Origin of the sequence: Bacillus sp. m3-13, assembly GCF_000175075.1 — a bacterium.
Lineage (GTDB): Bacteria > Bacillota > Bacilli > Bacillales > Bacillaceae_I > Sutcliffiella_A > Sutcliffiella_A horikoshii_C.
Genome location: NZ_ACPC01000009.1, coordinates 321,692 through 335,623 on the forward strand (window position 1 = coordinate 321,692; position 13,932 = coordinate 335,623).

The window sequence follows — 13,932 nt, forward strand, 5'->3', positions numbered from 1 at the left end:
AACTTCTACACCTTAACCTTTAACTTCTACCTATAATTTTTGACGTTCTACATTTCCCAGACTAGTTTCTACATTTCCCACTCGACCTTCTGCCATTTATATCAAATGTTCTACAATTAGGCTAATTTCACCTTTACTAAGTTAAGAGTGAAATTGTTATTCCCACTCTTTTAAAGGTTTTTACATATTTTTGTAGAAATAAAAATACAACAACCAATAGGGAGATGATTTATTATGTGTGGGATTTTTAACTAAACATGAACAAAGAGATGCTTGCTTGCCTATAGAAAGACAGAAATTGAGAGAGGCTATATATAAAGACTTAGTTCATGATACTGACATTCTAGCTTTCTTCTATGGAGGTTCGCTTGCTAAAGGCAATGAAGACTTGTACTCCGATTTAGATCTCCGTATTGTTGTGGAGGACTCTGCCTATGAAACTTATCGTTTGAATAAAAAAGAACGCGCAACAAAGTGGGGTGATGTATTATATTATGAAGATTTTCCGAGGGCACCATATTCCATCGCTCATTTTAGTTCTTTTATAAAAGTGGACACATTTTATTACCGGCAATCTGATTTGCAACCTTCTCCTTATTTAAAGCATCTTTTGATTGAGCATGATCCTAACGGAATTGTCTCTCAGATAAGAGACAAGTCCCAATCAATAGACTATCTATTTTCTGAAAAAGAATTTGAGGTGTGGCGAGGCAAATTCTTTGCTTATCTGCATGAAGTTTATCGCCGGGTCCAACGCGGGGAGTACAATTATGCTTTTCAAATGGTCAATTCTCTGAGCTATTCCATTGTAATAGGTTGGTATGTGGAATTGGGGGAAGTGCCTAATTCATTTGGGGACTGGTCGAAGGTTGAAGGGCCGAGGAGTCCTTTGAGTGAGAAGCAGATGAATCAATTAGTTTCCTGGGATGTTGGGATGCGTGATGAGCAAAAGTTGGTTCATGTTGTTAGAAGTCAGGTAGAAGAGTTTACCCGGGTCCACCGTGTTCTTGCTGAAAGGATAGGGGTACCTGTAAATCAAGCTTGGTTAAATGAAATTATAGATATGGTTTTTTGAATTAAAAGCAGCATGTGCTCAAACATGTTGCTTTTTCTACTATTAAGGGAATAGTATCCGTGAGCAGTTCATTTGCTATCATTTCATGCATTTGTCATAATGCACACAAAAGAAAAGGGAGAGTGTTATCGATGAAAGTAACAGTAGTTGGAGCAAACGGACAGATTGGAAAACAACTTGTGCATTTCTTAAAAGAAGAAGAAGGATACACCCCTATAGCAATGGTTCGGAAAGAAGAGCAGGCAGAAAGTTTTGCAAAGGATGGAATTGAATCGGTATTGGCGGATTTAGAAGGTTCGCTGGAAGATCTAGCGAATGCTTTTAAAGGCAGTGATGCAGTCGTATTCACAGCAGGATCTGGAGGAAGCACGGGATCCGAGATGACCTTATTGATTGATTTAGATGGAGCAGCGAAAACAGTGGAAGCGGCGGAAAAAGCAGGCATTTCCCGTTATGTAATGGTAAGCGCGTTCCAAGCGGACAATCGCGAAAATTGGAACGACGACCTTCGTCCATACTATGTTGCCAAACATTATGCGGATAAGGTGTTAATGGCAAGTGGTTTGGACTACACCATTGTGCGACCTGGTGGATTGGTGAATGAATCAGGTACCGGCAAGGTGGAAATCGGAGACAACATTGAACCTGGATCTATCGCTAGAGAAGATGTAGCGAAGGTATTGCTAGCAGTAATAGGGGCTAAAAATACGTATGGTGCTGCGTTTGACGTCGTTGCTGGAGAAGATAACGTAGAGGAAGCTGTGAGTAAAATATAAAAGGGAACGTCGAGACTGTCTCTTTGGAGGAGGCAGTCTTTTACGTCTTATTTTCAGCTTATTTTCCAAACTGCAGATTTTATTTTCAGTTAGCGGAATTTACGAGCCGAAAAGGCAATTATATTTTCCAAACTCCATCATTTATTTTCCGTTACAGAAATATACGAGCCGTTCCACACTAGCCCCTTAATATTGGGACAACATTCTACTCGACGCAATCTCTTCGTTCAAGCTTCTACAGTTTAGTCCTCACCTTCTACCATAAAAAGTGGATCTTCTACATTTCCCGGACTACCTTCTACATTTCCCAAGCCCACTTCGACCACTAAAACCATATATTCTACAATTTGACCACCAAAATCAACAAACTTGAAACTAAACCCACCCCCATTTCGTTATACTAATAGACAAACTAAACCAGATAAGGAAAAACAAACATGATAACTAAAAAGCGAGTAAAAACGTTAATGAAAATCACAATGGTTATGCTGTTAATTTACATAATCATCGTCCACTCTCTCATCTATCAGACTGCTAAACAAGAACCTCCCAAAGGTGTGGATTACCTGATCGTCCTTGGAGCACGAGTGAAGGGGGAAGTGATGACGAAGGCACTCCTATTTAGGGTAGAAGCAGCGCTAGAGTACCTGAAGGAGAATCCAAATACCAAAGTCATCGCATCAGGAGGTCAGGGACCAGGAGAGGATATTACAGAAGCTGAGGCAATGAGAAGGTACTTTGTAAAACATGGCATTAAAGAGGAGAGAATCATCCTCGAAGACCGATCGACTACCACGTTTGAAAACCTGTCCTATTCAAAAGCTCTAATGGAGGACGGTGCCTCTGTTGCGATTGTGAGCAATGATTTTCACATGTATCGTGCATCCCTAATAGGAAAAAGACTCGACTTTGCAGAGGTTCATACACTTGCCGGAAAGACTCCGAAAATAGCAATATTCAAGCTATGGTCGCGTGAATATTTCGCTGTTGCGAAGACTTGGATTGTAGATAAATAGAGCGAAAGCACCCACGACCACCAACCCAAAAACCTCCTCCCAAAAAGGAGGTTTTTTCTATCCCCACTTTCCTATATAATAAGCAGTACTAGAAATAAGAGGTGACAGCATGCTATATCTACTTTCACAGTTGGGGTTCAGCTTTATTGCGGCTGCTGGTTTTGGGGTCCTATTTAATGCACCGAGAAGGGCTTTGATTCATTGCGGCACGGTTGGGATGATTGGCTGGATTTTTTACATAGTATTGGCCGATGCGGGTGTGGACCCGGTGGTGGCTTCGTTTGTCGGGTCATTTATGGTGGCGCTTGTGGGGCATATAATGGCGAAGCGGTTCAGGATGCCGATGATTATATTCAGTGTGGCAGGAATCATCCCGCTTGTACCGGGGGGATTGGCCTATAATACGATGCGGCAAATCGCAGAAAATGATTACCTGGCAGCCATTCCTTTGGCGGCAAAGGCATTTATGATATCAGGTGCCATCGCGATGGGGTTGGTGTTTGCTGAGGTAATTATGCAAGTAGTCATGAATATCATAAAGCGGGCTTCTAATAATGTTAAACGTGAGGTGAGTTAGGTGACAAAGGAAATGACAGAACGGGAAACGGAGAAAATTCTGGAAGTCTGCCTGCTTGCCGGAAGGATTATGATGGAAGGGGGAGCGGAGACGTACCGGGTGGAGGATACGATGACAAGAATTGCTGCATCATACGGTATAAAAGAAACGCACAGTTTCGTTACTCCTACCGGAATCATCGTTTCACTTCAAGGAGATAACCCTACACGGTTAGTCAGAATCAATTCTAGAACCACCGATTTAGAAAAGGTGGCACAAGTCAACCAAATCTCTCGAAAAATTGCAGCGGGTGAGCTATCTGTGCAAGAGGCCCATCAATCACTGATTCAATTAGAGGAGTCGCATCTTCTCTTTCCGATAAGCTATCAGATTCTCGCTGCGGCATTAGTCAGCGGCTCTTTTTTAATCATGTTCAAGGGTGTGTGGACGGATTTTCTACCCGCAATGATTGCCGGTGGTTTGGGGTATTCCGGATTATTACTGATACAACATTACACACGTGTTAAGTTTTTTGCAGAGTTTTTCGCATCATTGATCATTGGTCTTGTCGCTCTGGCGATGGTTACCATTGGATTTGGGATGGAGTTGGATAAAATTATCATTGGTTCTGTTATGCCATTGGTCCCTGGTCTCCTTATCACAAATGCTGTCCGAGACCTGATGGTGGGGCATTTCGTTTCAGGGTTATCGAAAGGAGCAGAGGCGCTTTTTACAGCTTTTGCTATCGGAGCAGGTGTGGCGGTTGTATTCCTCTGAACTGCCACCGACCACCCCAACCAGCCCCCGCAGAAATGTTGGAATATATTTCTCATTACAGTCATGACAGGCAATTAACAGTATATTTCGTTATTTTACAATAATTACTTGTTTTCATAATGAGAAATTCATATTAGATTAATAGTATGAAAACTTTACAGAAAGTCCTCATAACTTTGTCGGTTGTCGCACTAGTCTTAGGTGGAAATTCAGCTGCATTTGCAGCTACTACTCACACGGTTCAATCCGGTGATACAATGTGGAAGATCGCGGTGAAATATCAGGTTGGGGTATCCGAACTGATCGCAGCGAATTCTACACTCAAGAACCCTGACCTAATCTATCCAGGTCAAGAAATTACTATTCCAGAAAAAGGAGAGGGGCAAACACAAGAAGAGCAGGTTGCTAAGTTAGTAAACCAGGAACGTGCTAAGCATGGTTTAAAGCCTTTGAAACTAAACTGGGAGTTATCCAGAGTTGCAAGATATAAATCTCAAGATATGATTGATAAAAAATATTTCAGCCACACGTCACCAACATATGGATCTCCATTCGATATGATTCGTAACTTTGGTATTTCTTACCGATCAGCAGGTGAAAACATTGCTGCTGGGCAACAAACACCACAAGAGGTCATGAATGCTTGGATGAACAGTGAAGGGCATCGTAAAAATATCTTATCCAGTCAATATACAGAAATTGGAGTGGGCTATGCCAAAGGCGGCCAATATGGTCATTACTGGACTCAAATGTTCATCTCCAGATAAAACGAAGGCGGTACCTCATCCTTAAGGTACCGCCTTTTCTATGAAAATGTCTAATTTCGCTCCATCTTAATCTGAAATTTATAACGGTCTCCTCTATAAACGGACCTAACAAGTTCAAGGGGGGTGCCATCATGAAGAAAGGTGTTGCGTTGAATATATAACATCGGATGATCTTTCTCGATATTCAATAGTTTTTCATGATCGTCTGTAGCTCTAACTGATTCTATCATCTGTTCGGCATGGGTTATTCGCAGGCCCAGCTTCTCTTCTACATAGGAATAAATAGACGCTTTCACCTTTTCTTCTGTAAGGCCTTTTACCAAGTTCGCAGAAAGGTAGTTTGTTTCAAGGGCCATTGGTTCACCGTCGGCAAGGCGGATCCTCTTTATTTCATATACAGGGGCATATTCACTGATTTTCAATTCATTTGCGATAAAACTGTTTGCCGGAATGACTTCAAAGTGAATCAGTTTACTAGTTGGGGTCATGCCGCGTTTTTGCATATCTTCTGTAAAACTTGTCAAACCTTGAAGGGGCTGCTCGATCTTTTTTTCCGAAACAAAAGTGCCGCTTCCTTTTTTTCTATAAAGAAGTCCTTCATTAACAAGGGAATTGATAGCCTGTCTAACAGTCATACGACTGATACCATAGTTTTCGGCATATTCCCTTTCTGAAGGGATGTTTTCACCTGGTAAAATGAATCCTGCTTCAATTTGATTTTTTATATAAGATTCCAATTGATAATAAATTGGAATAGGGGAGGTTTTATCAATCATTTAGGGTAGTTCGCTCCTTTCATGCAATAATGCTGGAAGTGTCAAGTGCAGATTGGTCTGCTAAAATTTTTACACAAGGGTGTTTCTTCAAAATAGAGGCAGGGAAGTCCTCTGAAATTTCGCCGTATAACAGTTTCTCAAAGGCTTCTTTTTTGATCGCTCCGGATACAAGCAGAAGTATTTCTTTGGCATTCATAATCGAGTCGATTCCCATTGTGATGGCATGCGTCGGAACATCCTCTATACCTTTGAAGAAACGGGAATTAGCCTTGCGAGTGGAGTCAGTCAGCTCCACCACATGTGTCCTGCTGCAAAATGGAGTGCCAGGCTCGTTAAACCCGATATGTCCGTTAGCTCCTAAGCCCAAGATTTGAAGGTCAATTGGTCCATGCTTTCTTAATTTTTCCTCGTATAGGCCACATTCCTTTTGTGGATCACTCATCCCATCCGGTATAAAAGTAAATTCGTTTTGGATGTCTATGTGCTGAAAAAGATGTTTCTCCATAAAAGCATAGTAGCTGTTATGGTTTTTCTTGCTCATCCCTACATACTCATCTAGATTAAATGTGGTTACATTTCGGTAGCTTGTTCCCAGGGTTATATGATTCTTAATCAATTGTTCATACATACCGGTAGGAGTGCTTCCAGTGGCGAGCCCGAGTACGATGTGAGGATTTTCTTGGACTTTTCTTGAAACATAAGATGCCGCTTCCTTACTTAAAGCTTCATAAGAAGGGGTAGTGATGATGTCCATACGTTTACTCTCCTTTATATGACAGAATCCCTTTACAGAAGGTCATTTTCACTTGCATTTCTTCATTTAAGATAACAATGTCTGCATCCTTGCCAATCGAAATGCTACCTTTTTGATCCCATACATGAAGTCGCTTGGCTGGATTGGCTGTTGCCATTTGGATTGCTTCTTGCATCGTACAATCGGTGAATTGCTTCATGTTTCTAACAGCGTCGTTCATTTTTAGTACACTTCCAGCAAGGGTTCCATCTTCCAGAAGGGCGGTGTTATTCTCTACTATCACTTTCTGGCCACCAAGCTCGTACTCTCCATCGTCCAACCATTTTGCTCTCATGGAATCGGTTATCAATAGGATATGATCTACGCCTTTAGCAAGAAAAGTTGCTTTTACCATGGCAGGATGAACATGTATGCCGTCTACAATCATTTCCAAAAAGAGTTCAGGGTGGGCGAGGCCGGCACCTGCGACGCCTGGTTCACGGTGATGACTTCCGCGCATTCCATTAAAGAAATGAGTAATATGCTCTGCACCAGCTTCTATTGCTTTCACAACTTCTGCATATAAAGCATCGGAATGCCCGATAGAGGCGATTACTCCCGTATCGGAAAGGTGCTTGACCAACTCCAAACCATTTTTTTCTTCAGGAGCGAGAGTAACCAATTTAATATGATTGCCAGACTCGGACTGGAAATGACGAAATGTTTCTACAGATGGTTCTAAAATAAAGGCAGGTGGCTGAGCACCGGCGCGTTTTTCATTGATAAAAGGCCCTTCAAGATGCACTCCTAATACTTCGCTTCCAACATCACTCTGATTTTGAAAAGGAATAAAGGAATTTACATTTTGTAATGCTTTTACTAGTTCCGATTTTTCTTGCGTTATGGTAGTAGCTAAAAAACTAGTGGTTCCCTCTTTTGGTAAAGTCTTCGCCATTTTTTTGATGCAATCCGTACTTGCATCCATAACATCTGCCCCGTTTAATCCGTGGATGTGTAGGTCAATAAAGCCTGGGGCGGCATATAGCTCTTCCGATATGTGTATTTGGGGCAGATTATTATCATTGGTGTATTCGTTTAGAGGGCCAAAATCAGCGATCTTTCCCTCTTTTATAATCATATATCCATTTTCGATTAGGTCCTCTTCTGTCACGATCTTCATAGAGAGGAGGGCGTAGCTATTTGGTTGCAAAGCCATGTCAAAGTCCTCTTTTCCTACTTATTATATGTATAGCTTAGCAAAAATATGTCTAGTTGTATATACCAATTTACTTATTGGTATATACAACTATCGTGAAGCAAATTCCAAAATTATTCTATCCAATTTTCTTATGAAATAATATACTATTAACAGAATAAAAGCATAGAATACTAGAAAGGTGAATCATCATGAATAACTTATCCATTCAATTAAGAAATGCTGTTATAGAAGACCTTCCCGAGATAGTTTCCATTTATAATTCCACCATTGAAAGCAGGATGGTGACGGCGGATACTTCTCCTGTCACAGTGGAGAGTAGAAAAGAATGGTTTCACAAACATAATAATGATAGACCATTAAAGGTAGTGGAACTTGATAATCAAATTTGTGCATGGATTAGTTTCCAGAATTTTTACGGTCGCCCAGCCTATCAGGCAACAGCGGAGGTAAGCATTTATCTTAGCGTAGAAACGAGAGGGAAGGGACTAGGAGCATTATTATTAGAAAAAGCGATAAAAGAATGTCCAGCCCTTCAGATCGAGAATTTATTGGCATTTATTTTTGCACATAATGTACCAAGTATACGTTTGTTTGAAAAATATGGATTTGAAAAATGGGGATATCTTCCGGGTGTCGCAGAACTTGATTCTGTAAAAAGGGATTTGGTGATTATGGGGAGAAAAATAGTAGAGTAGGAGGAAGTAGAATGAAATGGAAATGGGGGCTCATCATTTTCACAGGCATACTACTAGTCACAGGAACACTACTTGCATTCAATGAAGAGGTAAGGGGAGCGGCAAAGTTAGCCTTGACCGGTTCACCTGTTGTAACACTTTCCTCTGCAGAAGATTCGACAACAGTTATGGCAAAAATGGACGAAGGTACAGGATTACAGGATGTACTTTCCCATGTGGAAGAAAACGGTTGGGTATTTGAAGAACAATTAGGTTCTACCTTTCTATTTTCAAAAGGGGATGAAAGCCTCGTTATCATGTTAAAAATGTGGACAAACCAATATATCGTAGCAGAGATGACAGAAGGGTAGGGAGATCATGTTAAAGCCAGTACCAATGCTCAGAACCGAGCGACTTCAGTTAAGAAGTCTTACGTTAAGAGATTCAGATGTTATTTTTTCTTATTTTTCCCAACCGGAGATGACGAGATTTTATGGGATGGAGCCCTTCCAGACAAAAATAGAGGCAAATAAAATTCATTAAAGATTTCATTGATGACTATACATCTCTTTATAGATGGGGAATCGTTGAAAAGGAAACGAATAGTCTTATAGGAACATGCGGTTTTCATGCAATATCGGAAAAACATCAACGTGCAGAAATAGGGTATGAAATAGATATTCCTTATTGGGGAAAAGGTTATGCAACAGAGGCTATTGGGGCATTGGTCCACTTTGGGTTCGAGGCGATGAATTTCCATCGAATTGGAGCCAATGTCTATCCTGAAAATGTCGGGTCGAGAAAGGTTTTGGAAAAATTAGGGTTTACTCATGAAGGCCTTTTGAGGGGATATTTATATCAAGGTGGAACATTTCATGATGCAAATGTCTTTTCCATACTTAGAGAAGACTTAGGTAAATAAAGGTTTAGAAATACAGGTCGGAATCCATAATTTCCAACCTGTATTTTTTTTGAAAAGGTTTAATCCAGTTGATTTCCGTTCCAGGCGCTTCGCTTGCTTGCGGGCGGTCCGTGAGCCTCCTCAGGCTTCGCCTTCCGGGGTCTCACCTGTCCCTTCCTCCCGCGGGCGTCTTCGCGCCTTCCACTCCAATCAACTAGGATACTTCATTTAACTTATGGCTAAAAAAAGATACCTAACGAGTTACTGATAACCAATAACAATACTTTCACTACACCTCTAGCTGTGGATTGGAGCAAATGGTGAAGACTCCAGCGGGGGAGTAACGGTAGGTTGAGACCCCTGAAGCGTTGTGAGGAGGCTTAAGCACCGTCCCGCGGAAAGCGAACCATTTGCGGAAAGGAACAGCGACGATTAACCAATCAACCAGAATTTTATTTCAGAAAAAATCTATTTGTTAGAATATACTGTAAGTTTTTCTGTTATTATTATAAGATAGTAATTAGGTTGTCTTCATTTATAAGTAGAAGGGGTAAGGGGGCATTTACATGTATCAAATTAAACGTTTGAGTGAGTGTACATTAGATCAAGCACTTGAAGCATGGAACAAGGGTTTTGAGGGGTATTTTTTTGATGCAACTATGGATGTGGACCGATTTGCTGCTAGATTGGGACAGGAAAATATATCTGCTTCTTTATCTATCATTGCATTTGATGGTGAGACTCCTATAGGACTCTTATTAAGTGGAAGCAAAAAGATAGGGAATAATCACATTGCCTGGAATGGCGGCACTGGGGTAGCTGCCACTCATCGCAAAAAAGGAATTGGGAAGCTATTGGTAGAAAAAGCTTGTGAGATTTATAGAGCAAAAGGGATCCATACATCAACATTGGAAGCGATCTCTAAAAATGACCAAGCAATTGCCTTATACAATTCTAAAGGATACAAGATTGTGGATCATGTGGTACACCTTTCCCTAGAAACTTCAGTGGAGTTTAACGATTCCTTGGAATTTTATCCAGTAATCACATCGGCACATGATGCCCAGTTTTTACCCATCTATCGTCATGATACGCCATGGCAAAGTCAATGGTGGTGTATGAAAGATGGTTTAACGTTACAGCTGATGGGTCCTGACGGGGAGACTGCCGCTTACGCCATGTTCAAAAGGCAATATAGTCCTGACGGAACCTTGAAGGCGATCGTCGTCACTCACTGCTTTATAAATGATGAACAAAAAGACCCGGAAAAAGTATTGGAAGCTTTATTTTTTCATCTTTTCCCACCGACAGTAGCATCTTACCAGTGTACGTTAGCATTTTTTCAAACGTCCAATAAAAATGTGTATGACTATCTTATTGACAAAGGATTTTCGACGAAAGTGGACCAAGTTTGGATGAAGAAGCCAATAGCAGCAGGTGTGGATATCGGGTAATTTAAATAAAAAGCTATAGTCAAAGTACATATATTATTTGTTAATTTTGGAGGGATCGTCATGATGGTTGAAAAGTTTTTAGAAGAACAAAATGAACAGTTTCAGAAACTATTAAAAAAATCCACTCATGCTGGATGGATGGCACAAACAACTGGAGAAAAGAAATGGGCGGAAGAAGCCGGTAAAGCTTCTAGTGAATTCAGCCTTTTTTATGCCAATGAGGATCGTTACAACCAGGTAAAGTCCTACTTGCAAGATCCTGAACTTACGACGGAACAGAAAAGACAGTTAGAAATTCTCGAATATGGAATGAAAGAAAATCAATTGGATAAGGAAACAATTGAAGAAATGTCTACCATGTCCTCAGAGCTGAACTACCTTTTTAATACGTACTTGCCTGAAGTAAATGGGAAAAAATTATCAGCCAATGATATCAGAAATATTTTGTTGAATAGTACCGACAGCAAAGAGCGGGAAGAGGCTTGGAAGGCAAGCAAAGAAGTGGGGCAAGTAGTGTCGCATAAGCTATTGACGTTAGTAAAAAAACGAAACGAAGCAGCACGGAAGTTAGGCTATGGAAACTATTATGAAATGTCGTTTGCGAATCAGGAACTCGATTTGGAAGAAGTATTTTCTATGTTTGAAAATCTTGTAGACCAGTCGGACACCACCTATCGCAGGTTAAAAGGCGAATTAGATAACGAACTAACCAAAAAGTTCGGAGTGAGTGTGGAAGAATTACGACCTTGGCATTACGTCGATCCTTTCTTCCAGGAAGCTCCTGCAAACGAACAAACAAATCTTGATCCATATTTTAAAGGGCAAGATCTAGAAAAATTGACTGCAGATACATTCGATTCTATGGATATGCCAATTGAGGGTTTGTATGCATCATCCGATTTGAATCCGCGTGAAGGAAAGAATCCTACGGCGTTTTGCATGGATATGAACCGAGAGGGAGATATTCGTGTACTTTGCAATAACGTCGATAATACATATTGGATGGGAACCATGCTACATGAGTTTGGCCATGCAGCATACAACAAATATGTAAACCGTGATCTTCCCTATCTATTAAGAAGCTTCGCGCACATTTTAACAACAGAGTCCATTGCGATGTTATTTGGGAAAATGACGGAAAACAGAGAATGGCTTTCTAAATTCTTGAAGTTAGACGATGCGAAACTTGATACCTTAATGCCATCCCTTGAAAAGCATGAACAATTGAAAATGCTCATATCTGCAAGATGGATTATTACGTTTGTTTTCTTTGAAAGAAAGCTGTATGAAAATCCTGATCAGGACCTTAACGCTCTTTGGTGGGAAACAGTGGAAAAAGTTCAATTGCTTCATCCTCCAGAAGACCGAAACAATCCGGATTGGGCGGCAAAAATTCATTTTACTCTTGCTCCGGTTTATTATCAGAACTACTTGTTGGGTGAACTGACAGCTGCACAACTCTATCAGCATATTAAAAACAACGTTTCTGAGGAGTTTTTCTCCCTTAAGGTCGGGGCGTTTATTCGCGATGAATTTTTGGCACCGGGAGCAACCTATCACTGGAATAAAAAAATTGAGAAAGTGACAGGAGAGCCTCTAAACCCAGAACACTTTATAAAGGCCTATTGCGACTACCAAAAAGTGAATAACTGAAAAATAGTACCGGGTAAGTAGAGATTTCCTCTATTTACCCTTTTTTTTGTTAAGTTTTTATGACTTTTCTAACAAAACCTTATTTTTGCATGAAAATACAAGAAATATAATATAAAATAGTAGATAGTGAGATTTTTCGAGTTTTTATGACAGAACACTACACTGACAATAGATATAGTAGAAAGGTATGTCTTCTTTTATGATAAAAAAACTACAACTTTGTGTGATTATCCCATTACTTGTTATGGTTTTTGGGAATTCAATAACAGTACATGCAGAAGGTCCTGGGGACTTATTTAGTGAGTCCGTTATATTAATTGATTCTAAATCAGGTAATACTTTATATGAAAAAGATAGTAAGCGTGAGATGTATCCTGCAAGTATCACTAAAATTGTAACAGCAATCATTGCGATTGAAGAGGGGAACCTACAAGATATCGTAACTGTTAGTGAAAATGCGAGAGATCAGGACGGTACTAGGGTCTATTTACTTGAAGGTGAAAAGGTTACACTTAAGAAGTTGGTCCAAGGCTTGTTGATAAACTCTGGAAATGATGCAGGCACTGCTATTGCAGAACATCTTGATGGTAGCGAAAAAGCTTTTGCCAAGAGAATGAATACGTTTGTGAAAGAAAAGGTTGGTGTGAAAAATACTAATTTTACCAACCCACATGGTTTATATCATCCTGATCATGTAACAACTGCACAGGATATGGCAAAAATCGCCCAGTATGCAATGAAGAATGAAACATTTAGGGAGATTGTGGGAACAAAGGAAATGGAATGGATAGGTGAAGGGTGGGAGACCACGTTGTTTAACCATCACCGATTGTTATGGGACTATGAAGGGACAACTGGTGTGAAGAACGGGTATGTTCCGGAGTCAGGTCATACACTGGTCACTTCTGCGAAAAGGGATGGTATGGATCTTATTGTGGTTACCATGAAGGCTGCGTCTAAGTATTACATCTATAAAGATACGATGACCCTTTTGGATTATGGATTTGCCAATTTTATTACAGATGAAATCAAAAAAGGTGAAATGGTTACAGACGCTTCAGGTAGAGAGTACATGCTTGCGAAAAACGTGCATGTAGCGAAGCGGGATGAGGAAACGATTAACTTACGTGTAAACAAGGACAAGGATTTAGTTGTGAAAATTGGCAACCGGGAACACCTCGAAGAAAACGTGTTAGTCGAGCAAGAACGGAATGATTTGACACCTGCTCCCACTGCAACTTCATCAGATCCGGCTAATTCATCAGCAGTAAATGGAGATGCGGGAACCAAGAGCAGCTTGATACCAACCATTTTTATTTTCATCTCCCTATTAATCTTCTTTTTTATTATGAATGTGCTCCAAAGAAGAAGAAGGAAAAAGAAAATGCAACAACGTTACTCAGATTCTATCGTTTATTCTAGAAGAAGCAGTTATTATAGGTAGGTTTAACAACGGAGCATTCTGTGAGAACAGCAGGATGCTCCGTTGTTTTGTATTAAAATAGTGGGGTAGGTTATGAATAAGGGTTTGGCGAGTTGTCCAAAGATTGTATAT

Annotated in this window: 15 protein-coding genes; 12 read left to right on the top strand and 3 right to left on the bottom strand. The window is 40.4% G+C overall.

Going from position 1 to position 13,932, the window contains the following annotated elements:
• Positions 1-277: 277 nt before the first annotated feature.
• The 6 genes from M313_RS0103790 to safA all read left to right on the top strand — a co-directional run bounded on the left by M313_RS0103790 (position 278) and on the right by safA (position 4,967).
• A complete protein-coding gene (locus M313_RS0103790; protein ID WP_234946533.1) occupies positions 278-1,075 on the top strand; it encodes a nucleotidyltransferase family protein in 798 nt (265 codons plus the stop codon).
• A gap of 131 nt (positions 1,076-1,206) precedes the next feature.
• Positions 1,207-1,851: an SDR family oxidoreductase gene (locus tag M313_RS0103795; protein WP_010192621.1), complete on the top strand. Its 645-nt coding sequence runs from the start codon at positions 1,207-1,209 to the stop codon at positions 1,849-1,851.
• Positions 1,852-2,288: 437 nt separating this feature from the next.
• Positions 2,289-2,867 carry a YdcF family protein gene (locus M313_RS0103805; RefSeq protein ID WP_010192624.1) on the top strand — a complete coding sequence of 193 codons (579 nt, stop codon included), beginning with the start codon at positions 2,289-2,291 and terminating at the stop codon, positions 2,865-2,867.
• A gap of 109 nt (positions 2,868-2,976) precedes the next feature.
• Positions 2,977-3,444: a threonine/serine exporter family protein gene (locus M313_RS0103810; RefSeq protein ID WP_010192626.1), complete on the top strand. Its 468-nt coding sequence runs from the start codon at positions 2,977-2,979 to the stop codon at positions 3,442-3,444.
• 12 nt (positions 3,445-3,456) lie between these two features.
• Positions 3,457-4,200 (top strand): threonine/serine exporter family protein, encoded by a 744-nt coding sequence (locus M313_RS0103815; protein ID WP_034774241.1) that lies wholly within the window; start codon positions 3,457-3,459, stop codon positions 4,198-4,200.
• A gap of 146 nt (positions 4,201-4,346) precedes the next feature.
• The gene (safA, locus tag M313_RS0103820) at positions 4,347-4,967 is read left to right on the top strand and encodes a SafA/ExsA family spore coat assembly protein (RefSeq protein ID WP_010192631.1); all 621 of its coding nucleotides are present in this window, start codon (positions 4,347-4,349) and stop codon (positions 4,965-4,967) included.
• 50 nt (positions 4,968-5,017) lie between these two features.
• Here safA and M313_RS0103825 read toward each other — a convergent pair whose 3' ends face one another.
• Genes M313_RS0103825 through nagA form a run of 3 tightly spaced genes read right to left on the bottom strand, consistent with a single transcriptional unit; the run spans position 5,018 to position 7,692 of the window.
• The gene (locus tag M313_RS0103825) at positions 5,018-5,743 is read right to left on the bottom strand and encodes a GntR family transcriptional regulator (RefSeq protein ID WP_010192632.1); all 726 of its coding nucleotides are present in this window, start codon (positions 5,741-5,743) and stop codon (positions 5,018-5,020) included.
• A gap of 19 nt (positions 5,744-5,762) precedes the next feature.
• A complete protein-coding gene (nagB, locus tag M313_RS0103830; protein ID WP_010192634.1) occupies positions 5,763-6,497 on the bottom strand; it encodes a glucosamine-6-phosphate deaminase in 735 nt (244 codons plus the stop codon).
• Between the two features lie 4 nt (positions 6,498-6,501).
• Positions 6,502-7,692 carry an N-acetylglucosamine-6-phosphate deacetylase gene (gene nagA / locus M313_RS0103835; protein ID WP_010192637.1) on the bottom strand — a complete coding sequence of 397 codons (1,191 nt, stop codon included), beginning with the start codon at positions 7,690-7,692 and terminating at the stop codon, positions 6,502-6,504.
• Between the two features lie 191 nt (positions 7,693-7,883).
• On the opposite strand from nagA, the gene M313_RS0103840 reads away from it, so the two are divergent.
• From M313_RS0103840 to M313_RS22610, 6 genes are all read left to right on the top strand, one after another.
• Positions 7,884-8,390 carry a GNAT family N-acetyltransferase gene (locus tag M313_RS0103840; RefSeq protein WP_010192640.1) on the top strand — a complete coding sequence of 169 codons (507 nt, stop codon included), beginning with the start codon at positions 7,884-7,886 and terminating at the stop codon, positions 8,388-8,390.
• A gap of 11 nt (positions 8,391-8,401) precedes the next feature.
• The gene (locus M313_RS0103845) at positions 8,402-8,740 is read left to right on the top strand and encodes a hypothetical protein (protein ID WP_010192643.1); all 339 of its coding nucleotides are present in this window, start codon (positions 8,402-8,404) and stop codon (positions 8,738-8,740) included.
• Between the two features lie 212 nt (positions 8,741-8,952).
• On the top strand, positions 8,953-9,291 hold the full coding sequence (locus tag M313_RS26755) for a GNAT family N-acetyltransferase (protein WP_326929585.1): 339 nt from the start codon (positions 8,953-8,955) through the stop codon (positions 9,289-9,291).
• Between the two features lie 545 nt (positions 9,292-9,836).
• Complete coding sequence (locus M313_RS0103860; protein ID WP_010192651.1) at positions 9,837-10,724, top strand: GNAT family N-acetyltransferase; 888 nt, start codon at positions 9,837-9,839, stop codon at positions 10,722-10,724.
• Positions 10,725-10,784: 60 nt separating this feature from the next.
• Positions 10,785-12,377, top strand: coding sequence for a M2 family metallopeptidase (locus M313_RS0103865; protein WP_034774149.1), 1,593 nt, complete (start codon positions 10,785-10,787; stop codon positions 12,375-12,377).
• Positions 12,378-12,576: 199 nt separating this feature from the next.
• Complete coding sequence (locus tag M313_RS22610) at positions 12,577-13,821, top strand: D-alanyl-D-alanine carboxypeptidase family protein (protein ID WP_010192654.1); 1,245 nt, start codon at positions 12,577-12,579, stop codon at positions 13,819-13,821.
• Positions 13,822-13,932 lie beyond the last annotated feature (111 nt).